The organism is Janthinobacterium algoris (assembly GCF_051380935.1).
GTDB lineage: Bacteria > Pseudomonadota > Gammaproteobacteria > Burkholderiales > Burkholderiaceae_D > Janthinobacterium.
Genome location: NZ_JBNYXZ010000021.1, coordinates 23,874 through 50,601, shown reverse-complemented (window position 1 = coordinate 50,601; position 26,728 = coordinate 23,874). Strand labels below are relative to the sequence as shown.

Genomic DNA, 26,728 nt, shown 5'->3' with positions numbered 1-26,728 from the left:
CTGGAACGCAACACATGAGCGATGCACAGCATATAGAGCGGCGCCTGATTGAACTCAACGTGGAACACCGTGACCTCGATGCCGTCATCGAGTTGCTGATACTCGATGGTCACCATGACGAGCTGCAACTGCGCCGCCTGAAAAAGCGCAAATTGCAATTGAAGGATCACATCACCTTGCTGAAAATGCAGTTGGTGCCCGATGTTCCCGCCTGAGGGGCGCCAGTAGCGTCCAGTCCAGCCTTCACCTAAGTATATTTTGACCGATCACAATTTATTGCCCGCAAGCCCAGATGGCCAGCCTGCCGATCTGCCAGCCAGTCTGCCAGCCGAACCGCAGGCACCGCCTGGCAAGCACGATGCCGACATCGAGCGCCTGTTTGGCGCCGGCGGCCCGCTCGGTCCCGCCGTGGGCAGCTACAAGCCGCGCCGTTCGCAAACGGAAATGGCCAAGGCCATCGCCCATGCCATCGACAGCCAGACAACCCTGATCGCCGAGGCGGGCACGGGCACGGGTAAAACCTTCGCCTATCTGGTGCCGGCCTTGATGTGGGGTGGCAAGACTATTGTTTCCACCGGCACGAAGAACTTGCAGGACCAGCTATTCCTGCGCGATATCCCTACCGTGCGCGCCGCGTTGCAGGCGCCCGTCTCCGTGGCCTTGCTGAAGGGCCGCTCGAACTACGTTTGTCACTATCACCTGGAACGCACCCTGCAGAACGGGCGCATGACCTCGCGCGACGACGTGGGGCATTTGCGCGAAATTTCGCGTTTCATCAAGATGACCAGCTCCGGCGACAAGGCGGAGCTGGCCAAGGTGCCGGAAAACGCCATGATCTGGAACCTGGTGACGTCCACGCGCGACACCTGCATGGGCGCCGAGTGCCAGTATTACCAGGATTGTTTCGTCATGAAGGCCCGCAAGGAAGCGCAGCAGGCCGACGTGGTGGTAGTCAACCACCATTTGTTCTTTGCCGACGTGGCCCTGAAGGACACGGGCGTGGCGGAATTGCTGCCATCGGCTAACACCATCATCTTCGATGAGGCGCACCAGTTGCCCGACACGGCCACTTTATTCTTTGGCAATACGGTGTCCACCTCGCAAATCCTGGAGCTGTGCCGCGACGTGCTGGCCGAAGGGCTGGCGCATGCGCGCGGCATCGACTGGGCAAAAACCGTCACGGTGGTGGAAAAGGCGGCGCGCGACCTGCGCCTGACGTTCCCGCAGGATATCGTGCGTCTGTCGCTGCCCCAAATCGCCCCGTCGAGCGACTTCTTTCCCGCGCTGGACACCCTCAAAGATGAGCTTGACGGTATGGTGGCGGTGCTGGAAACCCAGGCGGAACGGGCGGAAACATTGGAGCAGTGCCGCGTGCGCGGCGTCGAGCTGGCGCAGCAGCTGAGCGGCTGGAAGTTCGATCCGAAGGCCAAGGTGGCGGCCGGCGAAGAAGCCGTGTTCTGGGTGGAAGCGTTTTCCAGCTCCTTGCAGTTGCATAAAACGCCATTGTCGATCGCGCCGATTTTTAATAACCAGCGCGAAGGCACGCCGCGCAGCTGGATTTTTACTTCCGCCACTCTGGCCGTGAAGAACGATTTCAAGCATTTTTCCGAACAGATGGGCTTGACGGGCGAACCGTCGCACACCTGGCCGAGTCCCTTCGACTATGTCCAGCAGGGCTTGCTGTTCGTGCCGCAAAACCTGCCGCAGCCGAACTCGCTGGGCTACACGGACGCCGTCATCGACTGCGCCTTGCCCATCATCGAGGCGGCGGGCGGGCGCACCTTCTTCCTGTGCACCACCTTGCGCGCCGTGAAGCGCGCGGCCGAGCGCCTGGCCGATGAATTCAAGCAGCGGGGCCTGAACTTTCCGCTGTTCGTGCAGGGCGACAAGGGCCGCACGGAATTGCTCGATCAGTTCCGCGCCGCCGGGAACGGCGTGCTGATCGGCAGCCAGAGCTTCTGGGAAGGCGTCGACGTGCGCGGCGATGCGCTCTCTCTGGTGATCATCGACAAGCTGCCGTTCGCGCCGCCTGACGATCCCGTGCTGGCCGCGCGCATCGAAGTGATGGAAAAGCAGGGCAAGAATGGCTTCATGCACCATTCCCTGCCGGAAGCCATTATCAACCTGAAGCAGGGCGCGGGACGGCTGATTCGTGACGAGGGTGACCGCGGCGTGCTGATGATCTGCGATCCGCGCCTCATTTCCAAGCCGTACGGCAAGCGCATCTGGCAAAGCCTGCCGCCCTTCAAGCGCACGCGCGATACCGCCGAAGTGGTGGAGTTCTTCCGCAACCTGCCTGCCAAGGGCGCCTAGTCGTCTTGCCGGCGCCATCAGCGCGCCGGCTTATTTCCCTTTGTTATCAAGCCACTAGCGCTTTCTGTGCGGCGCCTGCCTGCGTGCCTGGCATGCTAAAAATGGGCGTGATCGCGCCAGTTTCTGGCTTCTTTCCGCATGTCCAGGACGCCAGACACATCTTTGCGCCAGCGCAAACAGGGCCGTTGCCGGGCGGTCTACAGTGAACTCATGCCTTGCAGGATCAAGGCGCGGCGATGGCAGGGCCGCACGGGGAACAGGGGGATGCCATGGAGATCCGCTACGGCTGTTTCTTGAGCTATGCACACGGCCAATATGCGTTCATGAACAAGTTCAAGAACGATCTCATCGAGGCGCTGGCTTGCTATCTGGAGCCGCACCTCGACCGCGAGGAAGTGCTGTTCATCGACAGCGAGCAACTGGGTGGCGGCGACGATATCGACCTGCGCGTGGCGCGCGCCATGTGCCAGAGCGTCTGCATGATCGTGCTGTACACGCCCAAATATGAGGCGCACGGCTATACGCGGCGTGAATTTGCTGCCATGCAACTAATCGAACAGGAGCGGCGCGCCTGGTATGAACTGCCCAGCCACCTGATCATCCCCATCATCATGACGCGCCATCCGGACGGCTTGCCGTCGCAAATCACGGAGTCGGGCCTGTACGTCGATTTCTCCGGCTATACGCTGGCCAGCGGCGACCTGAAGTCGAATCCGCAATACCTGCCCGATATCGAACGCATCGTGCAGCGCATTGCCACGCATTACCACTTGCTCAAACGGTCGACACCGCCCGGCCACGATTGCAGCCGTTTCGTGTTGCCCGCTATCCCGCCGGAATGGCGCGCCATTCCGCCTCCCCACTTTCCACGTTAATCACGTAAAAGGTCCCGTCATGGAATGCCAACGCCTCTCCCTGCCACCTTTGAGCGCCCCTGGCGAAGTCGTCACCTTCTATTCTTACAAGGGCGGTACCGGCCGCACCATGGCCCTGTCGAACATTGCCGTCCTGCTGGCGCGGCGCGAAAACGCCAGCGTGCCCGTGCTGATGCTGGACTGGGACATGGAGGCGCCGGGCCTGCACCATTATTTCGAGCAGCACGAAGAGCGACCTGGCGTGCTCGAGTTCTTCGAGGCGTGCCGCCAGCAGCTCGAGCGCATCAGCCTGCAAAAGGCGGGCGCGCGCGCCGGCGGGCAGGCTAGGGGGCGCGAAGGTGGGGGACGCGAGGATGCGGCGCTGGCGCAGCGCGTGCTCGACGCCATCGACTGGCAGCAATATGTGGTGCGCGTCGACCAGGGCAGCCCGCTGTACCTGATGCGCGCGGGGCGTTTCGATGCCAGCTATAGCGAGCGCCTGGCGCAGATGCGCTGGGACCAGCTGTTCGACACCTGCCCGGCCCTGTTTCGCTGCTTCGCCGATACCCTGGCCCAGCATTTCCGCTATGTCCTGGTCGATTCCCGCACGGGCCGCACGGACAGTGCCGGCATCTGCACTACCTTGCTGCCGAATAAGCTGGTGGTGGTCTTCACGCCGAACCGGCAAAGCCTGGAAGGCGTCGATGCGCTCGTCACGCGGGCCATCGAGTACCGCCGCAGCCATGAAGACGAACAGCGTCCGCTGCTCGTGTATCCCTTGCCCTCGCGTATAGAAATGGGCGACGGCGCGCAGCGCGCCGAGTGGCGCCGCGGCGACGCGCACAAGGGTATCGCCGGCTTCCAGCCCCTGTTCGAGCGCTTGCTGCGTACCTCCTACGGTTTGCCGCAGATCTCCCTCGACAGCTATTTCGACGAAGTCCAGTTGCAGCAGACGAAAACCTTTGCCTATGGCGAGCAGCTGGCCGTGCGCATCGATCAGGGCGGCGACCGCTTTTCCCTCACGCGTACCTTCGAAGCGTTTCTGCACTGGCTGACGGGCGGCTACTTTGCATGGCAATCGAGCCGTGAAATCGCCTTGCTGGGCGCCATCAGCGAAGCGCGCCAGGCCTTGCTGCTCGAACCGGGCCGCGCCGTGGCGCTGCCGCTGGCGCGCGACTTGGCCCGCCTGGGCGAGCTATACCGCAAGGACGGGCGCAGCGCGCAGGCGCTCGATGCCTTCCGCCAGAGCGTTGAAATCCGCGTGCGCCTGCTGGGCGAGGAACATCCCGACAGCCTGGCATGCAAGAGCGGCATGGCGCGCCTGCTGCGCCAGCTGGGCAAGCTCGATGAAGCCCGCTTCCTGGAAGAGGACGTGCTGGACGTGCGCGAGCGCGTGCTGGGCAGCGAACATCCCGATACCCTGGTCGCCCGGGCCTGCCTGGCGCAAACCCTCTTGCTGCAAGGAGAGCTGGCGGCGGCGCTGCTGCTGCAAGATACCGTGCTGGCCATTTACGCGCGCCAGCTCGGTGGCGAGCATCCGCTGACTCTGGAGGCGATGGATGGCCGCGCCGCCACCTTGCTGCGCATGGGCCGGCTGGCGCAGGCGCAGCAAGTGCTGGGCACGGTGGTAGCGGCGCGCGAGCGCCTGTTTGGCGCCGAGCATGGCGACACCTTGCGCAGCAAGCTGGCTCTGGCGCAGGCGCTGGGACACGAAGGCGACCTGAAAGGCGCGCGGCGCATGTTTGTTGCCGTGCTGCAGGCGCAGGAGCGGCGCCTGGGCAGCGACCATGCGGCCACCCTGGCCACGCGCGACTTGCTGGCCGATATCGTGGCCGGGCAGGGCGACTGGGCCGGCGCGCGCCAGTTGCACGAAGACCAGGTGGCGGCGCGCGAGCGCATGCACGGGCTCGACCATCCTGAAACCCTGATGAGCCAGCGCAAACTGGCCGAAGCGCTGCTGCGGCGTGGCGAGCTTGATGCGGCGCGCAGCGTGCAGGAGCAGGTGCTGGAAGTGCATGCGCGCCTGCTGGGCGAAGATCACCTCGATACCTTGCACAGCAAGAAGCAATTGGCTGGCACCCTGCAGCAGCAGGGCGAGAGCGAGGCGGCGCGCCTGCTGGAAGACGCTGTGCTCAGCGGCAGTGACCGGCTGTTGAATGCGCCCGTCACGGGGCATGCGGACAGCGTGCTGGACGGCGCCCGGCATTTGCAGCAAACCATCCTGGCTGGCCGCGCCAACGGGTACGAAGGGGCCGAACCGGACACCCTGGCCAGCATGGTCTTGATGTTGCAAGGCATGATAGAGCGCGAACAGTATCCGCAGGCGGGCGAACTGGCCGAACATTTGAAGTCTTGCCTGCTGCGCCCGGGGGTGCCAGGCAAGCTGCGCAGGCGCGGCATGGCGCAGCTGAAAAGAATGTATAAATTGCAAGGTGATCTGAATGCTTTGCTGGCCTTGCAGGAAGATGAAGTGCAGGCGCTGGAAGGGGCGTTGTCGGAGGCGCGCATCGAGCAGCGCTGACGCTGCGCGCCATGTCCGCGCGGCGGCATAAATAATGCAATCTATCGGTGCGTGGCACGCGCAGTGTTGGCATTGCTTCAGGTAAAATCTCGTTATGAGAATTCTTATCAGTAACGACGACGGTTACCTGGCGCCAGGCTTGGCAGCCTTGGCCGACGCGCTCGCGCCCATTGCGGACATCGTCGTGGTGGCGCCCGACAGCAACCGCTCGGGCGCATCCAATTCGCTGTCCCTGGACCGGCCCTTGTCCGTGCACAAGGCTGCCAACGGCTTCTATTTTGTCAACGGCACGCCCACCGACTGTGTGCATGTGGCGCTGACGGGCATGCTCATCGAACGCCCCGACCTGGTGGTGTCCGGCATTAACAACGGCCCCAACATGGGCGACGACACTTTGTATTCGGGCACCGTGGCCGCCGCCACGGAAGGCTATCTGTTCGGCATTCCCTCCATCGCCTTTTCCCAGTCGCAGTTTGGCTGGGCCAACCTGGATGCGGCCGCCCGCGTGGCGAGAGAAATCGTCGAGCGCCAGTTTGACGCCCTGCAGAAACCGTATTTATTGAATGTGAATATACCCGCCATTCCTTACGCGCAAATGCAAGGCGTAGTAGCCACGCGCCTGGGTAAGCGCCATTCGGCCGAGCCCGTGATCCGCGCCCTCGATCCCCGTGGCCGTGAAATCTTCTGGATCGGCCCGGCCGGTGCCGCCAAGGAAGGCGGTCCGGGCACGGACTTCCATGCCGTTGAACATGGACAAGTATCGATCACGCCTCTGCAGATCGACCTGACGCATACCACCCAACTCGACGCACTGGCAAAAGGCCTGGCATGAACGCTCACTATGACTGACAAGCCGCGTACCTTCCCCCTTTCCCTCGATTCGCTGGCCGGCAAGCCTGCCAGGCAGGGCGGGGGGCAGTCGCTGGCGCAGTCGCGCATCGCCACGCCGCAGACGGCGATGCAAAATGCGGCGCAAACTGCGGCCAGGGGAGGCGCGCCGTACCACGTTGCCACGCTGCCCATCGCGCCGTCGCGCGCGCAGGCCATTGCCAACGAGCGGGCGCAGCCGGCCGTGGTGTCGCCGCCACGGCAAAACCCGCTTGTCTCGGACGCCGTGCGCCGGGCCATGGTGGCGCGCATCGCGAAACAGGGCGTCAAGGACCAGGTGGTGCTCGACGCCATGCAAGCCGTGCCGCGCCACCTGTTCATGGACGAGGCGCTGGCATCGCAGGCGTATATCGATGCCTCCTTGCCCATCGGCCACCATCAGACCATTTCGCAGCCGTATATCGTGGCGCGCATGATCGAAGTGATGCGCCAGGGCGGCAGTTTGCAGCGCGTGCTGGAAATCGGCACCGGCTGCGGTTACCAGGCGGCAGTGCTGTCGCTGGTGGCAAAAGAGGTGTTTTCGATCGAGCGCATCCGACCTTTACATGAGCTGGCGAAGGTCAATCTGCGCCCGCTGCGCGTGTCAAATCTGCGCTTGCAGTACGGAGATGGTATGCTTGGCCTGCCGCAGGCGGCGCCCTTCGACGGCATCATCCTTGCCGCTGCCGGCCTGGAAGTCCCGCAAGCCTTGCTGGAACAGCTGGCGCCCGGCGGGCGTCTGGTTGCGCCGGTGGGCGCTAAATTGCAACACTTACAACTCATTACCCGGGTGGGGAAAATGGAATGGACTAGCCAAACCCTGGAAGATTGCCATTTCGTGCCTTTGCGCCCGGGCACCATATGATCCCCGGATCAGCTAGCAAGCAGGACATACAATTACATGCGAATGATTAAGAAAAGTAACATACTTCTATGTAGCATCACCTTGGCCGCGCTGTTGAGCGGTTGCGGCACCACGGGCGTCCAGGCACCTGTCGTGGAGCGCCATCCATCGAGCAGCAGCGCCGCAGCCAGCGATCCGCGCGACCGCGACCCGGCTTTTTACACGGTCAAGCGCGGCGACACCCTGCTGCGCATCGCCCTGGAACACGGCCAGAATTACCGCGACCTGGTGGCCTGGAATGATTTGAGCAACCCGAACGACATCAAGGTCGACCAAGTGCTGCGCGTGCTGCCACCAAATGGCGACACGGGCGGCGCGCAGACGTCGGCCGTCGTCATGCCGCCCGTCACGGAAATCAAACCGGCCGCGCCTGTCGTGCCGAAGAAAACGGGCCCGCGCGGCGAGAAGCGCGCGTATTCCGACGCCACCCTGGCCGAATTGCGCGCCGATGGCGGCAGCAGCGACGTCAAGCCTGCACCTGCGCCAGCAGCAGCTGTCGCCGCCGCACCGGCAGCCGCTGCGGCCGCGCCTGCCGCACAAGCGGCTGGCGATGACAAGATCAGCTGGATGTGGCCTTCCGAAGGCAAGGTCATCGGCACTTTTGATGAAGGCAAGAACAAGGGTGTCGATATCGCCGGCAAGGCGGGCCAGCAAGTGGTGGCGGCCGGCGCGGGAAAAGTCATGTATGCCGGGAGCGGAATCCGTGGTTATGGTAATCTTGTCATCGTGAAGCACAGTAATAGCTTGTTGTCGGCGTATGCGCATAACCGCAGCATCCTGGTGAAGGAAGGGCAGAACGTCAACAAAGGCCAGGCCATCGCCGAAATGGGCGATTCCGATGCCGACCGCGTGAAGCTGCACTTTGAAATCCGCCAGCAGGGCAAGCCTGTCGACCCTTCGAAATTCCTGCCTAACCGTTAGGTAAAGCAATGACACACGCGCCGCACGATCAGCTGGACGATGAGCCGGAACTGCCGGAAGACGGGGCAGACGAAGTCGTGACGGACGAGGCCAGCGAGCTCGACGGTATTGATGCCGTCGACGCGGGCGAGGGCCGCGAAGTGGCCAGCGTCAGCGTGCTGGTCGAAAGTGTCGATGAGCTGAAAAAAGTGCTGGCGGCCGAACTGTCGACCGATACCACGCAGCACTATCTGAACCAGATCGGCACACGGCCCCTGCTGACGGCGGCGCAAGAGGTGCATTACGCCACCCTGGCCAAACAGGGCAATTTCGCAGCCCGGCAAACCATGATCGAGCACAACCTGCGCCTGGTCGTGTCGATCGCCAAGCATTACATCAACCGCGGCGTGGTCTTGCTCGACATGATCGAGGAGGGCAACATCGGCCTGATGCGGGCCATCGACAAGTTCGAGCCCGAGCGCGGTTTCCGTTTTTCCACGTACGCCACCTGGTGGATACGCCAGAGCATCGAGCGCGCCATCATGAACCAGGCGCGCACGGTGCGCCTGCCCGTGCACATGGTGCGCGAACTGAACCAGATCCTGCGCGGCAAATACCACCTGGAAGCCCAGCATCACGATGGCAAGGATGCCACTGCGGAAGACATCGCCCACCTGGTGGGCCGTCCCGTGGAAGAGGTGCAGGATATCCTGGCCCTGTCCGAGCACGCCACCTCGCTCGACGCGCCGCTCGACAACGATCCGCAGTCCTCGCTGATGGACATGCTGCCCGGCGCCAGCGAAGACAGCCCCGACGCGCGCGCCGAGCACCATGAAATGACGGTGCTGGTGCGCGACTGGCTGACCAAGCTGCCCGACAAGCAGCGCGTGGTCATCATGCGCCGTTTCGGCCTCGACAACGACGATCCGGCCACGCTGGAAACCCTGGCCGAAGAAATGGGCGTGACGCGCGAGCGCGTGCGCCAGATCCAGCAAGAAGCCTTGATCAAGCTCAAACGGGCCATGGCGGCGCGCGGCGTCGTGAGAGATTCCCTTTTGTAAGCCTCCCGGTCCGGCTGTTGCGGGCCTGCATCTGCTATCATACGCCCCGCTCGCGGCGCCTGACCTTTCCCCCATTCTTTCAAGTTCCAGCGCGGCCCTGCGTCCTGGCCCACTCTTACCTATTGATCGCTATGCAAGAAAATATCATCGAAATCAAATCGCTCGACATGGACGCCCGTGGCGTTGGCCATATTGAGAACGAAGACGGCTCGCCGGGCAAGGTCGTATTTGTCGAAGGCGCGTTGCCGGGCGAGCGCGTCAGCTTTGTGACGTTCAAGAAAAAGAAGAACTGGGAAATGGCCCGCATGACGGTGCTGCACCGCGAATCGTCCATGCGCGTGACACCCAAGTGCAAGCATTTCGATAACTGCGGCGGCTGCTCGATGCAGCATCTGGAGCCCTCGGCGCAAGTGGCGATCAAGCAGCGCGTGCTGGAAGATAACTTGTGGCATATCGGCAAGGTGCGTCCGCAAAGCATCATGCGCCCCATGTATGGCCCGACCTGGGGCTACCGCTACCGCGCGCGCCTATCGGTGCGCCACGTCAAGAAGAAAGACGCCGTGCTGGTGGGCTTCCACGAAAAGAAATCGGCTTTCGTTGCCGACATGGATAGCTGCGAAATCTTGCCGCCGCACATCTCGTCCATGCTGTTACCCCTGCGTGCACTGATCGGTTCGCTGTCCATTTTCGAGCAGATGCCACAGATCGAGCTGGCCGTGGGTGAAGACGTCACCGCCATGGTCTTGCGCATCATGGCGCCGTTGACGGCGGACGACGAAACGATATTGAAGGCGTTTGCCGACGAGTACGGCGTGCAATGGTGGTTGCAGGTGAAAGGCCCGGAAACGGCCGTGCCGTTCTATCCGCTCGACAAGCAACTGCACTATCTGCTACCGGAATTCGGCGTCAAGATGCCGTTCAAGCCTGTCGATTTTACGCAAGTGAACCACCACATCAACCGCGTGCTGGTGTCGAAAGCCCTGCGTTTGCTGGAAGTGCAGCCGACCGACCGCGTGGCCGACCTGTTCTGCGGCCTGGGCAATTTCACCCTGCCGCTGGCCACGCAAGGCAGCGCCGTGGTGGGCATCGAAGGCAGCACCACCCTGACGGAGCGGGCGCTGGAAAACGCCCTGGCCAACGGCCTGGCGGAAAAAACCTCGTTCTCGACGCGCAACCTGTTCGAAGTGACGACGGACGACCTGATCGCGCTGGGCAAGTTCGACCGCATTCTGGTCGACCCGCCCCGCGATGGTGCCATGGCCCTGTGCCAGGCGCTGGTCGGCTTGTCGCAAGTGCGTCCGGACCTGCTGCCGAAACGCATCGTGTACGTTTCGTGCAGCCCGTCAACCCTGGCGCGCGACGCCGGCATCCTGGCGCTGGAAGCGGGTTATGTGCTGAGCAAGGCGGGCGTGGTGAATATGTTCCCGCACACCTCGCACGTGGAGTCGATGGCGGTATTTGATTTGCCTCAATAAGTCTGCCTGGCGCGGCGGGTGGCCAGGCAGGCACCCGCCGCTGCCGTATTCAACGGCACGGCACGCTACCCCAATACCACTTACAGCGTGTTATAAAACTGGTCTGTCTTTTCCCGATACAGCGTCTTGCTTCACCCTCCCTCTGCCGTTTTTTTGATTGTCCAGTAGGACAACACGCCATACGCCACTGTCGCTGCGGCTTTTGCGCGAAGTGGTATTGCCCACTTTGAGGCCACTTTAAAACCACTTGACCGCCTATTTTTTCAGCAGCATGCTGTTCTTGCAGCTGCAAAAAAACAAAATCACAGGGTAGCTTTTTATTGAAGCAGAGTGGTATTTCCGCAAACCTGAACAGGAGACAGCGTGGAAAATTTAATACTCAAAAAAACAATCAGGAACATGATGGTATGTCTGGCCAGCGGTGGCGTGCTGGCGGCATGCGGTGGCGGCGGCGACGCCGGCGCGCCGGGTGGCTCACAATTGCTGGCGGCCAGCACGGTAGTCGCCTGCGTGCCATGGCAAGAGGGCGGCACCTACAATGCCGGCACGGTGGTCACTTACCTGGGCGCCAACTACACGGCCCTGGTGACACAGACCGATCACGTGGGCTCCGGCTGGAATCCCGTTTCCACACCGAGCCTGTGGAGCGCCGGCGGCACCTGCGATGGTGGCACCACGCCGACACCCACTCCCACCCCGACACCAACGCCAACGCCAACGCCAACGCCGAATCCAACCCCGACACCCACTCCGACGCCAACGCCGACCCCGACCGGCGGCACCTGCGCACTGGCGTGGGTGGCCGGTACGGCCTACAGCGCGGGCGCCACCGTCAGCTATGCGGGCACGAATTACCGCGCCAACTACTGGACGCAGGGCGACAACCCGTCGACCAGCAGCGGCGCCGCGGGCACGGGCAAGCCATGGACCAGCCAGGAGATCTGCAGCATCACGCCAACGCCAACGCCAACTCCAACGCCAACTCCAACGCCAACTCCAACGCCGACCCCGACCCCGACCCCGACCCCGACCCCGACCCCAACGCCAACGCCGACCCCGACCCCGACCCCGACTCCAACGCCAACGCCGACCCCGACCCCGACACCAACGCCAACGCCCGCGGGCCGCGAAGTGGGCTCGTACTTCGCGCAGTGGGGCGTGTATGGCCGCGACTATGAAGTAGCGAACGTGCATTCCAGCGGCGTGGCCGACAAGTTGACCTTCATTAACTATGCCTTCGGCAACATCTATTCGAAAAATGGCGGCTATGAATGCGCCATGATCACCAAGACGGAACCGGGCGCGACGAATCCGAATTCACCGGACGCGGGCACGGGCGGCGATGCCGAGGCCGACTACATCCGTACGCCGAAGCGCACCGTCGATGGCCAGGCCATCCCGTGGGACGCTCCCTTGTCGGGCAACTTCCTGCAGCTGAGAAAGCTCAAGGCGGCGCACCCGAACCTCAAATTGTTCATCTCGCTGGGCGGCTGGAGCTGGTCGAAGAATTTCTCCGTCGGTTCGGCCACCGATGCCCTGCGCAAGCAGATGGTGCGTTCCTGCATCGATATCTACATCAAGGGAAATTTGCCGGTGCAGGGCGGGCGCGGCGGCGTGGGCGCGGCGGCCAACATCTTTGACGGCATCGACATCGACTGGGAGTACCCGGTGGGCGGCGGCCAGCCGTACAACACGGTCAGCCCCAACGACAAGCGCAACTTTACCTTGCTGATGGCGGAATTCCGCAGCCAGCTCGATGCGCTCGGTGCCGCCAACGGCAAGCGCTACCTGTTGACGGCGGCTGTCGGTGCCGGCAAGGACAAGATCGACAACACGGAACCGGCCCTGTACTCGCAGTACATGGATTGGATCAACCTGATGACCTACGACTTCCACGGCGGCTGGGAAACCAGCACCAACTTTAACGCCCAGCTGTATGCTGACCCCGCCGATCCGTCGACGGGCATGGCACGCGAATACGTGGGCGACAAGGCGGTGCAATACATGATTGCCGCCGGCGTGCCGCGTAACAAGTTGCTGCTGGGCATACCGTTCTATGGCCGCGGCTGGACGGGCGTGGCGCCGGGACCGAACGGCGATGGCCTGTACCAGGCGGCCACGGGTACGGCGCCAGGCACCTACGAGTCGGGCATCGAGGACTATAAAATCCTCGTCGCCAAGGCCGGCACGCGCTATTACCATCCCGTGACCAAGCAGCTGTACCTGTACACGGGCGCGGGCGGCCAGTGGTGGAGCTATGACGACCCGACCGTCATCGGTACCAAGGTGAAATATGTCAAGGACCAGGGCTTGCGCGGCGCGTTTTCATGGGAACTCGATGGCGACGCCAACGGCGTCCTGGCGACGGAGGTGTGGAAAGTGCGGTAATGCGTCGTTAGGGTAGGGTGCGGCCGGACAGTGCATACTGTCCGGCCGCTTATGCATATAAAAAGGAGACAGGTAATGGCGGCCGTATCGACATTGGGACTCAATCAGGGGGTACAGGAGCTGAGCCGCGAGTGGCGCAGCTGGATCGCGGAAAACCTCATGCTGGGCAGTCACCCGTCGGCGCTGATGCCGGTGCTGCAACAGGCCGGCATCGCGGAAAGCCTGGCGCGCCGCGAGGTGGAGCTGGCGCTGCACAGCCCCTACCTGGCGGGCGCCGTGCGCCTGTCGAACCGGCTGGCCAAGCGCGACTGGGTGATCGATATCCAGCGCAGGCTGAACCATCTGCGTCCGACCGAGATTCCCCGCCGCGAGAAACTGACGGCGCACGAGTTTTTAACGGAGTTCTATTCCACCAATCAGCCCGTGATTATCACCGGCATGCTGGATGACTGGCCGGCGATCCGGAAATGGAGTCCGGCCTACTTCCGCGAGCACTACGCGCAGCGCGAGGTGGAAGTGCAGTTCGGCCGCGAAGCGGATGCGCAGTACGAAATGAACAGCGTGGCGCACAAGCGCAAGATGGCGTTTGGCGAATATGCCAGCCTGGTCGAGAGCAGCGGCACGAGCAACGATTTCTACATGACGGCGAACAACAATTCGCAGAACCGGCAAGCCTTGCGCGAGCTGTGGGACGATATCGGGCAACTGCCCGAATACCTGGAGCAGGATGGCGGCCCCACGGGCTTTTTATGGTTTGGCCCGGCCGGCACGGTGACGCCATTCCACCACGACCTGACTAACAACTTCATGGCGCAGGTGAAGGGGCGCAAGCGGCTGCGCATCATGGCTGCCTGCGAGGTGGCGCGCGTGTACAACCAGCGTCACTGTTTTACGCCCGTCGACGGGCGCGACATTGACTTGCAGCGCTATCCGCTGATGGCCGACGTGCAAGTGCGCGAATGCGTGCTGTCACCGGGCGAAATCCTGTTTTTACCCGTCGGTTGCTGGCATTTTGTCGAGGCGCTGGATATTTCCCTTACCGTGGCCTTTACCAATTTCAAATGGGATAACGATTTTTACAGTAAGTATCCGTCGAATCACGACTTTTGATCGCATTACCGAATGCTGCGAACCTGCCGCGAACAGCCGCCGTACAGGCGGCTTTTTTCACAGACGTAAAAAAGCCGACCCGAGGGTCGGCTTTCTAATTTCTAGCGCAGCGCTTAGTCGCGGCTGCCGCCGGCGAAACCCAACAGGGAAAGCAGGCTGGTGAAGATGTTGTACACGTCCAGGTAGATGCGCAGGGTGGCCGAGATGTAGTTGGTCTCGCCGCCGTTGATGATTTGCTGCACGTCATACAGGATGTAGGCCGAAAAGATGGCGATGGCGACCATGGAAATCACGATCGACAGTGCCGACAGGCCCAGGAAAATGTTCGCCACCGATGCCAGGATCAGCACGATCACGCCGGCGAACAGCCATTTGCCCATGGCCGAGAAGTCGCGCTTCGACACCGTGGCTATCGTCGCCATCACGGCCAGGATGGTGGCCGTGCCGCCGAACGCCGTCATGATCAGCATGCCGCCGTTCGAGTAGCCGAGCGTGCGCGTCAGGAGTGGCGTGAGCATCAGGCCCATGAAGAAGGTAAAGCCCAGCAGGACGGCGACGCCCAGGCCCGAGTTCTTGGTTTTTTCAATCGCGTACATGAAACCGAAAGCGACGACCATGAAGATGATGAAGCCCATGCCGCCGGTCAGCATCGGCAAGTGCATTTGCACGCCGATGAAAGCGCCCAGCACGGTCGGTATCATGGACAGCGCCAGCAGCCAGTAAGTGTTGCGCAAGACCTGGTGGCGTACTTGCTGCATGCCCCCCGACAGGTCAAAAGTGCGTTGCATGTTCTGATTCATAGTGCCTCCGTGTTGACAATTCAAATTACTACTTTGTTCAAGCATAGCATGGACCCCGGTTTTTACAAAAAAACCAGCTTAAGATTCCATTAAACGCAGATGAGTCAGTAAGAAGGGGTCTGCCTGTCTGGGTGATATGGGGTGGAGTATGGTAAAATCAAAGGTTGATTGAGCTATCAATTTATCGTTTTAAACCTTTCTTTTTATTGGAGTTTTCACACATGGCAATCGAACGCACCCTGTCGATCATCAAACCAGACGCAGTTGCAAAAAACGTAATCGGTCAAATCTACACCCGTTTTGAAAACGCTGGCCTGAAAATCGTTGCAGCACGCATGACCCAACTGTCGCGCGAACAAGCTGAAGGCTTCTACGCAGCGCACAAAGAACGCGGCTTCTTCAAGGATCTGGTCGACTTCATGGTTTCCGGTCCAGTCATGATCCAAGCCCTGGAAGGCGAAAACGCCGTTCTGGCCCACCGTGACCTGATGGGCGCGACCGATCCGAAGAAAGCAGAAAAAGGCACGATCCGCGCCGATTTCGCCGATTCGATCGACGCTAATGCCGTACACGGTTCCGACGCTGTCGAAGCTGCTAAAGTGGAAATCGCTTACTTTTTCCCAGAACTGAAGGCTTAATTGCCTTAGATAACGTTATTTCCTGGCGTTATCTGTGAAATAACTTATCACCCCCTGTTCCCGCTGCGCTGTGGTGGCTTTGACCTCCTGATGCGCGCGGGGACGGATTTTTAGAATAGACATGATCATGAATACGACGACCCTCACCAACTTGCTGGACCTCGATCCCGCGCAACTCATCGCCTATTGCGCCGAGTTGGGAGAGAAACCGTTTCGTGCGAAACAATTGCAACGTTGGATACATCAGTTCGGCGCTTCCGACTTCGACGCCATGACGGACCTGGCCAAGTCGCTGCGCGACAAGCTGGCCACGCGCGCCGAAGTGCGCGCCCCGGCCATCATCAGCGACCACACGTCGACGGATGGCACGCGCAAGTGGCTGGTCGACGTCGGTAATGGTAATGCCGTGGAAACCGTGTTCATTCCGGAAGAAAACCGCGGTACGCTGTGCATCTCGACCCAGGCCGGTTGCGCCGTGAACTGCCGTTTCTGCTCGACGGGCAAGCAAGGCTTCAACCGCAACTTGTCCGTGGGCGAGATCATCGGTCAGCTGTGGATGGCTGAATTTGAATTGCGCCGCACCAAGGGCATCGAGCCGGGTCCGAAAGGCGAGCGCCAGATCACCAACGTGGTGATGATGGGCATGGGCGAGCCCCTGCTGAACTTTGAGCCGACCGTCACGGCCCTGAAGTTGATGCTCGACGACAATGCCTACGGCCTGTCGCGCCGCCGCGTGACCCTGTCGACCTCGGGCGTGGTTCCGATGATGGACAAGTTGTCGCAGGAAGTGCCGGTGGCCCTGGCCGTCTCGCTGCACGCTTCGAACGATGCGCTGCGCGACGGGTTGATTCCTCTGAACAAGAAATACCCGTTGAAGGAATTGATGGCCGCCTGCAAGCGCTATCTGGAATTTGCGCCCCGCGATTTCATTACCTTCGAGTACTGCATGCTCGATGGCGTCAATGACAGCGACGAGCACGCGCGCGAACTGCTGGCGCTGGTGCAAGACCGCGAGTTCGGCGTGAACTGCAAGTTCAACCTGATTCCATTTAACCCCTTTCCCGAGTCGGGCCTGTTCCGCTCGAAAAACCCGCGCATCAAGGCATTTGCCCAGGTACTCATGGACGGCGGCATCATCACCACCGTGCGCAAGACGCGCGGCGACGATATCGATGCGGCTTGCGGCCAGTTGGCGGGCGAAGTCAAGGACCGTACGCGAGTACAGGAGCGCATGGAAAAGATGACTGAGTATCAACAAAAATTTGGCGCCAATTTCGGCAAGATCGTGGAGATCCGCTCCTGATGAGGGAAGGCATGGCTTACCAACGCTCGCTCGCTGTGGCCGCTGTCTGCCTGGCTGTGCTGCTGGTCGGCTGTGCTTCTGCTCCTTCCGCAAGCCGCGCCACGGCCGCTGGCCAGGACAAACAGGCGAGCGCCGATGAGCGCGCCGCGCTGCGCCTGCAGCTGGCCAGCGCGTATTATGCGCAAGGCCAGCTCGACGTGGCCCTGGCGGAAGCGGAGCAAGCCGTGCAGCTGGCGCCAAACGATGCGCAAGCCTATGGTGTGCGTGCCCTGATCCTGTCGGCACGGCGGCAAACTGTGCCTGCCGAGAAAGATTTCCTTTACGCTTTGCGCCTTGCGCCCCACAATCCTGAGTTGAGCAATAATTACGGCCTGTTTTTGTGCCAGACGGGACGCGCCGCGCAAGCGCTGGCGTATTTCGATGCGGCTCTGGCGGACGCGGCGTATGTGTCACCGGAAAAAGCGCTCAACAATGGGGGTGCTTGCAGCCTGGCCCTAAACGATTACCCGCGTGCCGGCGCGTATTTGATGCGCGCGGTACGGATCGCACCGGATGTGGCAGTAACGAATGCCGGCCTGGTGCGCGTGTATTACCAACAGCAAGACTACCGGCAAGCGGCTCATTATTTGCAGCGGCTCGGTAATATAGCAACAATGGAGAGCCAGGCGGCCGATGTGCTGTGGCTCGGGATCAAGGTGCAGCATAAGCTCGGGGATGCGGGTGCGGAAGCTGGCCTGGGGGCGCATTTGCGCAACCACCATTCCGGCTCCTCCGAATATGCTGCTTATCAGAATGGGGCGTTTGATGAGTGAGACAGGGATACCAATGAATTCAGAGTGGGCAGAAACGCCTCAGCAGCAGCCCCAGGGCAATCTGGCGTTGGCAGGCGCACAGTTGAAGGCACAGCGCGAAGCGCTGGGCTGGCCGGTGGAACAGGTGGCCGACCAGCTCAAGCTGGCGACGCGCCAGGTGATCGCGCTGGAAGCGGGTGATATGGCGGCCTTGCCGAACGTTGCCGTGGTGCGCGGTTTCGTGCGCGCCTATGCCAAGGTGGTCAAGCTTGACGCGGCGCCGCTGGTCGCCATGATCGAAGTGCACCCGGCGCCGGCGCAAGACCCGGCTGTCGCGCCCGTGCGGCGCGAGATTTCCGCCACGTTTTCCGAATCGCGCTTCCCGTCGATGACGCAGCGTTCGTCGAACCAGACTCCGCTCTGGATCGCCGGTGCCGTTGCCGTGGTCGTGGCTGCCGCTTTTGGTGCGTACAAGCTGGGCTATGTGCCGGCCAGCCTGCTGGCGCAAGCCGACAAGGAAGCCGTGCATCCGAACGTGGTGGGCCCCGTGGAAACGACCCTGGTCAAGTCGGGGCAGGATTTGTCGCCCGTGCAGACGCCGTCCGTGCCGCTGATCTCCGTGCCGCCGCCTGCGGGCAACGACACGCAGACGGGAGCGCCAGCCGCGTCCGTGCCGGCAGCCGCGCCAGTCGCGACGCCAGCGGCGGCGGTCGTTACGCCGCCGGTAGCGGCCGTGGTCTCGAACACGCTGGTGTTGAAGGTGGAGCAGGATTCCTGGGTCGAGATTCGCCGTCCTGGCGCCGCGCCGCTGATTTCGCGCATGGTCAAGGCTGGCAGCACGGAAACATTTGATATCGCCGGCCCGGCCACCCTGGTGGTGGGCAAGCCGGCTGCCGTGCAGGCAACCTTGCGCGGCGCGAAGCTGGACTTGCCGACTGTGGCGGGCGGCACGATCTCGCGCGTCAGCATCAAGTAACGTTTAAACCAGAAGTTTAAGTAAGCAAACTCACAAGACACTATTATGGCTACCTCGAAAACAGCGATCGGCTCCGGTCCTTCCGGCCGGCGCGACAGCCGCAAGGTGCTGATCGCGCACGGCCAGCGCCAGATCTGGGTGGGCGGCGACGCCCCCGTGGTGGTGCAGTCGATGACGAACACGGACACGGCCGATGCCATCGGCACGGCGATCCAGATCAAGGAACTGGCGCGTGCCGGTTCGGAACTGGTGCGCCTGACGGTGGACCGTCCCGAGGCGGCTGCGGCCGTGCCCTACATCCGCGAACAGCTCGACAAGATGGAGATCGACGTGCCGCTGGTGGGCGACTTCCATTACAACGGCCATACCCTGCTCAACGATTACCCCGATTGCGCGCGCGCGCTGTCGAAGTACCGGATCAATCCTGGCAACGTGGGCAAGGGCGCCAAGCGCGACACGCAATTTGCGCAAATGATCGAAGCGGCGTGCAAGTACGACAAGCCGGTGCGCATCGGCGTGAACTGGGGCAGCCTGGATCAAGCCTTGCTGGCGCGCATCATGGATGAAAACGCGGGCCGCAGCAACCCGTGGCCGGCGCAAGCCGTCATGTATGAAGCGCTGGTGACGTCGGCGATTGAAAACGCCGTGCGTGCCGAAGAGCTGGGCCTGGGGCGCGACAAGATCATCCTGTCGTGCAAGGTGTCTGGCGTGCAGGACCTGATCGCCGTGTACCGCGAACTGGCCCAGCGCTGCGACTATCCGCTGCACCTGGGCTTGACGGAAGCGGGCATGGGCAGCAAGGGCATCGTGGCGTCCACCGCGGCCCTGTCCGTGCTGCTGCAAGAGGGCATCGGCGACACCATCCGCATCTCGCTTACGCCCGAGCCGGGCGGCGACCGCACGCGCGAAGTCATCGTCGGCCAGGAGATATTGCAAACCATGGGCTTGCGCAAGTTCGCGCCCATGGTGATCGCCTGCCCGGGCTGCGGCCGCACGACGTCGACCACCTTCCAGGAATTGGCCGACAACATCCAGACGTATCTGCGCGAGCAGATGCCGGAATGGAAGAAAGCATATCCGGGCGTGGAAGCGATGAACGTGGCCGTCATGGGCTGCATCGTCAATGGTCCCGGCGAATCGAAGCATGCGAACATCGGCATCAGCCTGCCCGGCACGGGTGAATCGCCGGCCGCGCCCGTCTTTGTCGACGGTGAAAAAGTCGTCACCCTGCGCGGCGAGCGTATCGTCGAGGAATTCCAGGACATCGTCTTGAAGTATGTACAGAGTCACTACGGAAATACGGTTGCCGTCTGAGCCTGACCCGATAAAAAGTAAAGAAGAACACTATGTCCGAAAATAAAAAAGCAGAGAAAATTACAGGCGTGAAAGGCATGAACGACGTGCTGCCCGCCGACGCCCCGCTGTGGGAATTGTTTGAAAATACGGCGCAATCCGTGCTGCAAAGCTACGGCTTCCAGCAAATCCGCACGCCGATCGTAGAAGAAACGAAATTGTTCGCGCGCGCCATCGGCGCCGTGACCGATATCGTGGAAAAGGAAATGTATTCGTTCACCGATTCGATGAACGGCGACAACCTGACCTTGCGCCCTGAAGGCACGGCTGGCGTGGTGCGCGCCGTGGTCGAGCACAACCTCGTCTACGAAGGCCCGAAACGCCTGTGGTACAAGGGCCAGATGTTCCGCCATGAGCGCCCGCAAAAAGGCCGCTATCGCCAGTTCCATCAGTTCGGCGTGGAAGCCATCGGTTTCACGGGCCCGGATATCGACGCCGAGATCATCATGCTGTCGCGTCGCCTGTGGGATGACCTGGGCCTGGAAGGCATCCGCCTGGAGCTGAACTCGATCGGCGACGCGGACGAGCGCCTGCGCCACCGCGCCGACCTGATCGCCTACCTGGAAAGCCACAGCGAGCTGCTCGACGAAGAAGCCAAGCGCCGCCTGCACAGCAATCCGCTGCGCATCCTCGATACCAAGAACCCTGCCATGCAAGACCTGGTCAATGGCGCGCCGAAGCTGCTGGACTACTTGGGAGAGGAATCGCTGGCGCACTTCCACGGCGTGCAGAAGATCTTGAACCACAACAATATTCCATTCACCATCAATCCACGCCTGGTGCGCGGCCTCGATTACTACAATCGCACGGTGTTCGAGTGGGTCAGCGACAAGCTGGGCGCGCAAGGCACGGTGTGCGCCGGTGGCCGCTATGACGGCATGGTGGAAATGTTCGGTGGCAAATCGACGCCAGCCGTCGGTTTCGGCATGGGCGTTGAACGTCTGGTGCTGCTGATGAAGGACGCGGCTGAGCCGGAAGCGCCGGCCCAGTGCGACGTGTACCTGGTGCACCAGGGTGAGCAGGCAGGCCTGCAGGCATTCGTGCTGGCCGAACGGATTCGCGATGCGGGCCTCGACGTTGTGCTACATTGCGCAACGAGCAACGGTGGCGGCAGCTTCAAGACGCAAATGAAAAAGGCCGATGCCAGCGGCGCGGCGTTTGCCGTGATCATGGGCGACGATGAAATCGCCAACAATGTGGCCACGGTGAAAGCCATGCGCGAAGCCGATGCTGGCGCGCAGCAAAACACGGTGCCGTTCGACGATGTCGTCGATTACGTGGTGGACCAGATCATCGGCGACCACGATTGCGGCCACGACCACGGTCCTGGCGGTCACGTGCATCACCACCATTGATTTGAAGCAAGACCGTACTACCCTCGATCAACTACTCATTAAAACTGACGACCCATGGCATACGATCACGAAGAACAAGAACAACTGGCAACCCTCAAGGCCTGGTGGCAGCGCAATGGCAATCTGACCTCCTGGGTCTTGATCGTGGCGCTGGCGGGCTACAGCGGCTGGGCTGGCTGGCAGTACTACCAGCGCACGCAAGCTGCGCAAGCGGGCCAGCTGTATGACGAACTGCAAAACGCCATCGCCGCCAAGGACACCGCCAAGGTGATGCGCGCGGCCGGCGACATGCAATCGCGTTTCAGCGGCACGGCGTATGCGCAGATGAGCGCCCTGGCCGCGGCCAAGGTGGCGTTTGACGCGAATGACTTGAAAACGGCCAAGACCCAGCTGCAATGGGTGACCGAGCACGGCACGGAAGAGTACAAGGTCATCGCCAAGCTGCGCCTGGCGGGTGTCCTGCTGGACGAAAAAGGCTACGATGAAGCATTGAAAGTGCTGGCGACGGCCAGCGTGGCGCAATTTGCCGGCGCCGTGGCCGACCGCAAGGGCGATATCCTGGTGGCGCAAAACAAGCTGGCCGATGCACGCACGGCCTACCTGGCCGCGCTGGCAGCAACGGACAAGAACAATCCAGGTCGTCAATTGATTCAGGTCAAACTGGAGGCGATTGGCGGTACGGTACCGGAAGACAAGGCCAAGGCTGACAAGGCCGCCGCCTGACAGGAACACTGATGGTTCGGCCATGCGGCGCTTTACGCCGCCTGCCATGCCCTTACAAGTACAAGAAAAAGGTTGGATAACACTTATGCGTGTCACTGAAAAGCTGGTAGCTGCAAGTCTGTTGGCCCTGATGGCCGGTTGCTCGTCCTGGAACCCGTTTGCCTCGAAAGACCCGAAAGTCGAACCGGCCAAGCTGGTCGAGTTAAAATCGAGTATTGCCGTACGCGACGCCTGGAAGTATTCGATCGGCAAGGCCGGCGTGTACGCGTTTACGCCTGCGCTGGCCGGCAACAGCCTGTACGTGGTCAATGCCGATGGCGCGCTGGCGCGCCTGGATGCGGCCAGCGGCCGGGAAACGTGGCGCATCAAGGCCGGCAGCGACATCACCTCCAGTGCCGGTAGCGATGGCACGCTGGTGGCCGTGGGCGCCGCCAAGGGCGCCGTGCTGGCCTTCGATGCCGATGGCAAGCAGCTGTGGAAGGCACAGGCGTCCAGCGAAGTGCTGACCCCGCCTGTCGTGGGACAGGGCGTGGTCGTGGTGCGCAGCGTGGACAACCGCATCGTCGGCTTCGATGCCAAGACGGGCGAGCGCAAGTGGACGGTGCAGCGCGCCACGCCGGCACTGACCCTGCGCAATGCGCCTGGCATGGTACTGGGCGGCGCGAATGTCTATGTGGCCCAGCCGGGCGGCAAGTTGCTGGCACTGACGGCCGCCACCGGTGTGGTACGCTGGGAGATCGTCGTCAGCGAACCGCGCGGCGCCACCGAACTGGAGCGCGTCTCCGATATCGCCGGCACGCCGGTGGTGTTCGAAGGCGAAGTGTGCGCCGTCACGTACCAGGGCAAGGCGGGCTGCTTCGATGCCGCCACGGGCGTGCCGCGCTGGACCAAGCCGATCTCGTCCGATGTGGGCGTGGCCGTCGACCAGCGTTTCGTGTTTGCCGCCGACGCCCAGGGCGCCGTGGTGGCGTTCAGCCGCGAAGGCGGCCAGGGCGCCTGGAAGAATGAGGCGCTGGCGCGCCGCCGCTTGTCGACGCCGGCTTCTTTTGGCCGCAGCGTCGCCGTCGGTGACTATCAAGGTTACATCCACTTCCTGTCACGGGAAGATGGCGCATTAATAGGTCGTGTCAGCACCGACGGTAGTCCGATTGTTTCGGCTCCCGTTGTGGCAGGTTCGAATTTGATTTTTCAAACCCAATCAGGGACAGTGACCGCTCTCGCGGTCGAGTAATACAATGAAGCCGGTAATTGCACTAGTAGGTCGACCCAATGTTGGGAAATCGACTTTATTCAATCGTCTGACCCGCTCGCGCGATGCGCTGGTGGCGGATTTGCCTGGGTTGACGCGCGATCGTCACTATGGCGAAGGCCGTGTCGGCGAACGTCCCTTCCTGGTCATCGATACGGGTGGTTTCGAACCCGTCGCCAAGGAAGGCATCATGCACCAGATGGCACTGCAGACCAAGCAGGCCGTGGCCGAGGCCGACGTGGTGGTGTTCATCGTGGACGGCCGCCAAGGCCTGACCCCGCATGACAAGACCATCGTTGACTTCCTGCGCAAGAGCGGCCGCCCGGTCTTGCTGGTGGTCAATAAAAGCGAAGGCATGCGCTATACGGCCGTCGTGTCCGAATTCTATGAATTGGGCATGGGCGATCCGTATGCGATCTCGTCGGCGCACGGCGACGGCGTCAACGACCTCGTCGAAGTGATGCTGGACCTGGCCTTCGCGCAGCGTCCGGATGAGCCTGAAGAGCTGGAAAAGACCGACCGCGGCATCAAGATTGCCCTCGTCGGTCGTCCAAACGTGGGCAAGTCGACCCTCATCAACACCCTGCTGGGCGAAGAGCGCGTGATCGCCTTCGACATGCCGGGCACGACGCGCGACTCGATCGAGATTCCGTTCGAGCGCGATGGCCAGCAATACACGCTGATCGACACGGCCGGTATCCGCCGCCGCGGCAAGGTATTTGAAGCGATCGAGAAATTCTCGGTGGTGAAAACCCTGCAATCGATTTCCGAAGCCAACGTGGTGGTGCTGATGCTCGACGCGCAGCAGGATATTTCAGAGCAAGACGCGCATATCGCCGGCTTCATCCTGGAATCGGGCCGCGCGCTGGTGGTGGCCGTGAATAAATGGGATGGTTTGCAATCGCACGAACGCGACGAGATCAAGATCGATATCGACCGCAAGCTCGATTTCCTGTCGTTCGCGCAGATGCATTTCATTTCGGCGCTGAAGGGTACCAACATCGCTCCACTGATGAAGTCGCTCAACGCCGCGTATGCGGCCGCCATGTGCGATCTGTCGACGCCGAAACTGACGCGCGCCCTGATCGAGGCCGTGGAGAAGCAGGAGCCGCGCCGCAAGGGCTCGATCCGTCCGAAGCTGCGCTATGCTCACCAGGGTGGCATGAACCCGCCTGTGATCGTTATTCACGGCAATGCGCTCGACGCCGTTGGCGATCCCTACAAGCGCTATCTGGAAAAACATTTCCGCGATACGTTTGCCCTGGTCGGTACGCCACTGCGCATCGAACTGCGCACGGGTAAAAACCCGTTTGCGCGCACGCCGAGCAAGTAATGATTTAACCGCTGGATTAAGTGCATATTAAGGCGCCGCAGAGATAATGCGGCGCCGACAGCCAATTCAATGGCTCTTGCACGAAATGAAAGTGTTAATGCGCCATGCGCGACAGCGATCGTGAAAACAGGTTACAGTAGCTATGACGCATCTTTCTTTCTTTGAAAGGTGTGAGAGCACTTGAAATCAAGCGAGTCGCCTCCAATTCTTACACAACAACATAAACAACGGAGCTGTTATGAGCAACAAAGGGCAACTGTTACAAGACCCATTCCTCAATGCATTACGCAAAGAGCATGTTCCTGTCTCGATCTACCTGGTCAATGGCATTAAATTGCAGGGCCATATCGAATCGTTCGATCAATATGTCGTATTGCTGCGCAATACGGTGACACAGATGGTGTACAAGCATGCCATCTCGACAGTGGTGCCGGCCCGTGCCGTCAATCTCAATATTGAATCTGAAGCGGAGTAAAGCGTTGAGCTTGACGGCCCAGCGCCTTTCACCCTCCGTCGCCCCCGTCCGCGCCAGCGGCGCTGATGCGTTTGCATCGGCGTCGGCGTGCGTCGCCACTTATCTGATGCCATCATGCGCGCGGCACTAGTCGGGGTTGACTTCGGTCACAGCGACTTCGCCGCCAGCATGGAGGAACTCATGCTGTTGTCGCGCTCGGCTGGCGTAGACCCGATTTCCACCATCACGGCCAAACGTTCCAGTCCCGATTCCGCCTATTTCGTCGGCAGTGGCAAGGCCGATGAAATTGGCGACGTGGTCGTCAATGACGGCCTGGAAATCGTCATTTTTAACCATGCCCTGTCACCTGCCCAACAGCGCAATCTGGAAAAGCGCCTGAATGTGCGGGTGCTCGACCGCACCAGCTTGATCCTCGACATCTTCGCGCAGCGCGCCAAGAGCCACGAGGGCAAGTTGCAAGTCGAGCTGGCCCAGTTGCAGCATCTGGCCACGCGCCTGATCCGCGGCTGGACCCACCTTGAGCGGCAAAAGGGCGGGATCGGCTTACGCGGTCCCGGCGAGACGCAGCTCGAGACCGACCGTCGGCTGATCGGCGACCGTGTCAAGGCCTTGCGCGCCCGCCTGGAAAAGCTGCACAAGCAGCGCGAAACGCAGCGCCGCGCGCGCGGCCGCAATCACACATTTTCGGTGTCCCTGGTCGGCTATACCAATGCCGGCAAGTCGACCCTGTTCAATGCCGTGACCAAGGCTGGCGTGTATGTTGCCGACCAGTTGTTCGCCACCCTGGACACCACCTCGCGCCGGGTTTACCTGGGCCAGGAAGTGGGCAATGTGGTGATCTCCGACACGGTCGGTTTCGTGCGCGAATTGCCGCATCAACTGGTGGCCGCTTTCCGCGCCACGCTCGAAGAAACCATCCATGCCGATTTGCTGCTGCACGTCGTCGACGCTGCGTCGCCGGTGCGCATGGAGCAGATCGAGCAGGTCAACCTGGTCTTGAAAGAGATCGGCGCCGATCATATTCCGCAAATCCTCGTGTGGAACAAGATCGATGCGGCCGGGCTGGAGCCATCGGTGGAGCGCGATGAATATGCTACGATCAGTCGCGTCTTCGTCAGTGCGCAGAAGGGTAGCGGTCTCGACCTGCTGCGCGATGCGATTGTCGAGATGGCCAGGAAGGCGCCCGGTTCGGCGTACCTGTATCAGAACGACGCAGCACCGCAGGAAGATCAGTTGGACGGTCAGTACGACCAGCACGATGGCGCCGCCCCGGACCAGGACGAAGAGCCTGGCGAGGACGATAGGATTTCCACCCACTCCCAAGTCGGAACACGATAGT

The 26,728-nt window shown here is 61.6% G+C and carries 23 protein-coding genes; 22 read left to right on the top strand and 1 reads right to left on the bottom strand.

Annotation, left to right across the window (positions count from 1 at the left end):
- Window positions 1-14: 14 nt before the first annotated feature.
- From ACQ4W7_RS24685 to ACQ4W7_RS24635, 11 genes are all read left to right on the top strand, one after another.
- On the top strand, window positions 15-215 hold the full coding sequence (locus ACQ4W7_RS24685; RefSeq protein ID WP_010399897.1) for a YdcH family protein: 201 nt from the start codon (window positions 15-17) through the stop codon (window positions 213-215).
- A 61-nt stretch (window positions 216-276) separates the two neighbouring features.
- The gene (gene yoaA, locus ACQ4W7_RS24680) at window positions 277-2,313 is read left to right on the top strand and encodes a DNA repair helicase YoaA (protein ID WP_436534029.1); all 2,037 of its coding nucleotides are present in this window, start codon (window positions 277-279) and stop codon (window positions 2,311-2,313) included.
- Between the two features lie 269 nt (window positions 2,314-2,582).
- On the top strand, window positions 2,583-3,188 hold the full coding sequence (locus ACQ4W7_RS24675; RefSeq protein ID WP_215408711.1) for a toll/interleukin-1 receptor domain-containing protein: 606 nt from the start codon (window positions 2,583-2,585) through the stop codon (window positions 3,186-3,188).
- A 19-nt stretch (window positions 3,189-3,207) separates the two neighbouring features.
- Window positions 3,208-5,688, top strand: a complete 2,481-nt coding sequence (locus ACQ4W7_RS24670; protein WP_436534027.1) for a tetratricopeptide repeat protein — start codon at window positions 3,208-3,210, stop codon at window positions 5,686-5,688.
- A gap of 94 nt (window positions 5,689-5,782) precedes the next feature.
- Entirely contained in the window at window positions 5,783-6,520 is a 738-nt protein-coding gene (gene surE / locus ACQ4W7_RS24665; RefSeq protein WP_436534025.1) for a 5'/3'-nucleotidase SurE, read from the top strand.
- Between the two features lie 9 nt (window positions 6,521-6,529).
- Window positions 6,530-7,420, top strand: coding sequence for a protein-L-isoaspartate(D-aspartate) O-methyltransferase (locus tag ACQ4W7_RS24660; RefSeq protein WP_436534023.1), 891 nt, complete (start codon window positions 6,530-6,532; stop codon window positions 7,418-7,420).
- A 42-nt stretch (window positions 7,421-7,462) separates the two neighbouring features.
- The gene (locus ACQ4W7_RS24655) at window positions 7,463-8,380 is read left to right on the top strand and encodes a peptidoglycan DD-metalloendopeptidase family protein (protein WP_426070873.1); all 918 of its coding nucleotides are present in this window, start codon (window positions 7,463-7,465) and stop codon (window positions 8,378-8,380) included.
- 8 nt (window positions 8,381-8,388) lie between these two features.
- Window positions 8,389-9,420 carry an RNA polymerase sigma factor RpoS gene (gene rpoS / locus ACQ4W7_RS24650; RefSeq protein WP_436534021.1) on the top strand — a complete coding sequence of 344 codons (1,032 nt, stop codon included), beginning with the start codon at window positions 8,389-8,391 and terminating at the stop codon, window positions 9,418-9,420.
- Window positions 9,421-9,551: 131 nt separating this feature from the next.
- On the top strand, window positions 9,552-10,895 hold the full coding sequence (gene rlmD, locus ACQ4W7_RS24645) for a 23S rRNA (uracil(1939)-C(5))-methyltransferase RlmD (RefSeq protein ID WP_436534019.1): 1,344 nt from the start codon (window positions 9,552-9,554) through the stop codon (window positions 10,893-10,895).
- Window positions 10,896-11,294: 399 nt separating this feature from the next.
- Window positions 11,295-13,283: a glycosyl hydrolase family 18 protein gene (locus ACQ4W7_RS24640; protein ID WP_436534017.1), complete on the top strand. Its 1,989-nt coding sequence runs from the start codon at window positions 11,295-11,297 to the stop codon at window positions 13,281-13,283.
- 75 nt (window positions 13,284-13,358) lie between these two features.
- On the top strand, window positions 13,359-14,393 hold the full coding sequence (locus tag ACQ4W7_RS24635; RefSeq protein ID WP_436534015.1) for a cupin-like domain-containing protein: 1,035 nt from the start codon (window positions 13,359-13,361) through the stop codon (window positions 14,391-14,393).
- A gap of 113 nt (window positions 14,394-14,506) precedes the next feature.
- Here ACQ4W7_RS24635 and ACQ4W7_RS24630 read toward each other — a convergent pair whose 3' ends face one another.
- Window positions 14,507-15,193 carry a Bax inhibitor-1/YccA family protein gene (locus ACQ4W7_RS24630; protein ID WP_116745129.1) on the bottom strand — a complete coding sequence of 229 codons (687 nt, stop codon included), beginning with the start codon at window positions 15,191-15,193 and terminating at the stop codon, window positions 14,507-14,509.
- A 221-nt stretch (window positions 15,194-15,414) separates the two neighbouring features.
- Here ACQ4W7_RS24630 and ndk point away from each other — a divergent pair, with 221 nt between their 5' ends.
- The 11 genes from ndk (at window position 15,415) to hflX (ending at window position 26,727) form a co-directional block, all read left to right on the top strand.
- A complete protein-coding gene (ndk, locus tag ACQ4W7_RS24625; protein ID WP_070223377.1) occupies window positions 15,415-15,831 on the top strand; it encodes a nucleoside-diphosphate kinase in 417 nt (138 codons plus the stop codon).
- 127 nt (window positions 15,832-15,958) lie between these two features.
- Complete coding sequence (gene rlmN, locus ACQ4W7_RS24620; protein ID WP_034752035.1) at window positions 15,959-17,134, top strand: dual-specificity RNA methyltransferase RlmN; 1,176 nt, start codon at window positions 15,959-15,961, stop codon at window positions 17,132-17,134.
- An 11-nt stretch (window positions 17,135-17,145) separates the two neighbouring features.
- On the top strand, window positions 17,146-17,946 hold the full coding sequence (pilW, locus tag ACQ4W7_RS24615) for a type IV pilus biogenesis/stability protein PilW (RefSeq protein WP_436534013.1): 801 nt from the start codon (window positions 17,146-17,148) through the stop codon (window positions 17,944-17,946).
- Window positions 17,947-17,959: 13 nt separating this feature from the next.
- Window positions 17,960-18,901, top strand: coding sequence for a RodZ domain-containing protein (locus ACQ4W7_RS24610; protein WP_436534011.1), 942 nt, complete (start codon window positions 17,960-17,962; stop codon window positions 18,899-18,901).
- A gap of 45 nt (window positions 18,902-18,946) precedes the next feature.
- The gene (gene ispG, locus ACQ4W7_RS24605; RefSeq protein ID WP_426070699.1) at window positions 18,947-20,215 is read left to right on the top strand and encodes a flavodoxin-dependent (E)-4-hydroxy-3-methylbut-2-enyl-diphosphate synthase; all 1,269 of its coding nucleotides are present in this window, start codon (window positions 18,947-18,949) and stop codon (window positions 20,213-20,215) included.
- A 32-nt stretch (window positions 20,216-20,247) separates the two neighbouring features.
- Window positions 20,248-21,609, top strand: coding sequence for a histidine--tRNA ligase (gene hisS, locus ACQ4W7_RS24600; RefSeq protein WP_436534008.1), 1,362 nt, complete (start codon window positions 20,248-20,250; stop codon window positions 21,607-21,609).
- Between the two features lie 54 nt (window positions 21,610-21,663).
- A complete protein-coding gene (locus ACQ4W7_RS24595; protein WP_436534006.1) occupies window positions 21,664-22,332 on the top strand; it encodes a YfgM family protein in 669 nt (222 codons plus the stop codon).
- Between the two features lie 85 nt (window positions 22,333-22,417).
- A complete protein-coding gene (bamB, locus tag ACQ4W7_RS24590) occupies window positions 22,418-23,563 on the top strand; it encodes an outer membrane protein assembly factor BamB (RefSeq protein WP_426070696.1) in 1,146 nt (381 codons plus the stop codon).
- Window positions 23,564-23,567: 4 nt separating this feature from the next.
- On the top strand, window positions 23,568-24,914 hold the full coding sequence (gene der / locus ACQ4W7_RS24585; RefSeq protein ID WP_010399874.1) for a ribosome biogenesis GTPase Der: 1,347 nt from the start codon (window positions 23,568-23,570) through the stop codon (window positions 24,912-24,914).
- Window positions 24,915-25,152: 238 nt separating this feature from the next.
- Window positions 25,153-25,389, top strand: a complete 237-nt coding sequence (gene hfq, locus ACQ4W7_RS24580; RefSeq protein ID WP_008450615.1) for an RNA chaperone Hfq — start codon at window positions 25,153-25,155, stop codon at window positions 25,387-25,389.
- Between the two features lie 114 nt (window positions 25,390-25,503).
- A complete protein-coding gene (gene hflX / locus ACQ4W7_RS24575; RefSeq protein ID WP_436534004.1) occupies window positions 25,504-26,727 on the top strand; it encodes a GTPase HflX in 1,224 nt (407 codons plus the stop codon).
- Window position 26,728: the final 1 nt, after the last annotated feature.

Bases quoted from the DNA above. Each gene is read 5' to 3' on its own strand.
- ACQ4W7_RS24660 (WP_436534023.1), top strand. From the start codon at position 6,530: ATGACTGACAAGCCGCGTACCTTCCCCCTTTCCCTCGATTCGCTGGCC.
- ACQ4W7_RS24655 (WP_426070873.1), top strand. From the start codon at position 7,463: ATGATTAAGAAAAGTAACATACTTCTATGTAGCATCACCTTGGCCGCG.
- rlmD (WP_436534019.1), top strand. From the start codon at position 9,552: ATGCAAGAAAATATCATCGAAATCAAATCGCTCGACATGGACGCCCGT.
- hflX (WP_436534004.1), top strand. From the start codon at position 25,504: ATGCGCGCGGCACTAGTCGGGGTTGACTTCGGTCACAGCGACTTCGCC.
- ACQ4W7_RS24670 (WP_436534027.1), top strand. From the start codon at position 3,208: ATGGAATGCCAACGCCTCTCCCTGCCACCTTTGAGCGCCCCTGGCGAA.
- ACQ4W7_RS24675 (WP_215408711.1), top strand. From the start codon at position 2,583: ATGGAGATCCGCTACGGCTGTTTCTTGAGCTATGCACACGGCCAATAT.
- ispG (WP_426070699.1), top strand. From the start codon at position 18,947: ATGGCTACCTCGAAAACAGCGATCGGCTCCGGTCCTTCCGGCCGGCGC.
- ACQ4W7_RS24640 (WP_436534017.1), top strand. From the start codon at position 11,295: ATGATGGTATGTCTGGCCAGCGGTGGCGTGCTGGCGGCATGCGGTGGC.
- surE (WP_436534025.1), top strand. From the start codon at position 5,783: ATGAGAATTCTTATCAGTAACGACGACGGTTACCTGGCGCCAGGCTTG.
- ACQ4W7_RS24685 (WP_010399897.1), top strand. From the start codon at position 15: ATGAGCGATGCACAGCATATAGAGCGGCGCCTGATTGAACTCAACGTG.
- hisS (WP_436534008.1), top strand. From the start codon at position 20,248: ATGTCCGAAAATAAAAAAGCAGAGAAAATTACAGGCGTGAAAGGCATG.
- ACQ4W7_RS24630 (WP_116745129.1), bottom strand. From the start codon at position 15,193: ATGAATCAGAACATGCAACGCACTTTTGACCTGTCGGGGGGCATGCAG.
- bamB (WP_426070696.1), top strand. From the start codon at position 22,418: ATGCGTGTCACTGAAAAGCTGGTAGCTGCAAGTCTGTTGGCCCTGATG.
- ndk (WP_070223377.1), top strand. From the start codon at position 15,415: ATGGCAATCGAACGCACCCTGTCGATCATCAAACCAGACGCAGTTGCA.
- ACQ4W7_RS24635 (WP_436534015.1), top strand. From the start codon at position 13,359: ATGGCGGCCGTATCGACATTGGGACTCAATCAGGGGGTACAGGAGCTG.
- pilW (WP_436534013.1), top strand. From the start codon at position 17,146: ATGGCTTACCAACGCTCGCTCGCTGTGGCCGCTGTCTGCCTGGCTGTG.
- der (WP_010399874.1), top strand. From the start codon at position 23,568: ATGAAGCCGGTAATTGCACTAGTAGGTCGACCCAATGTTGGGAAATCG.
- ACQ4W7_RS24610 (WP_436534011.1), top strand. From the start codon at position 17,960: ATGAATTCAGAGTGGGCAGAAACGCCTCAGCAGCAGCCCCAGGGCAAT.
- hfq (WP_008450615.1), top strand. From the start codon at position 25,153: ATGAGCAACAAAGGGCAACTGTTACAAGACCCATTCCTCAATGCATTA.
- rlmN (WP_034752035.1), top strand. From the start codon at position 15,959: ATGAATACGACGACCCTCACCAACTTGCTGGACCTCGATCCCGCGCAA.
- ACQ4W7_RS24595 (WP_436534006.1), top strand. From the start codon at position 21,664: ATGGCATACGATCACGAAGAACAAGAACAACTGGCAACCCTCAAGGCC.
- rpoS (WP_436534021.1), top strand. From the start codon at position 8,389: ATGACACACGCGCCGCACGATCAGCTGGACGATGAGCCGGAACTGCCG.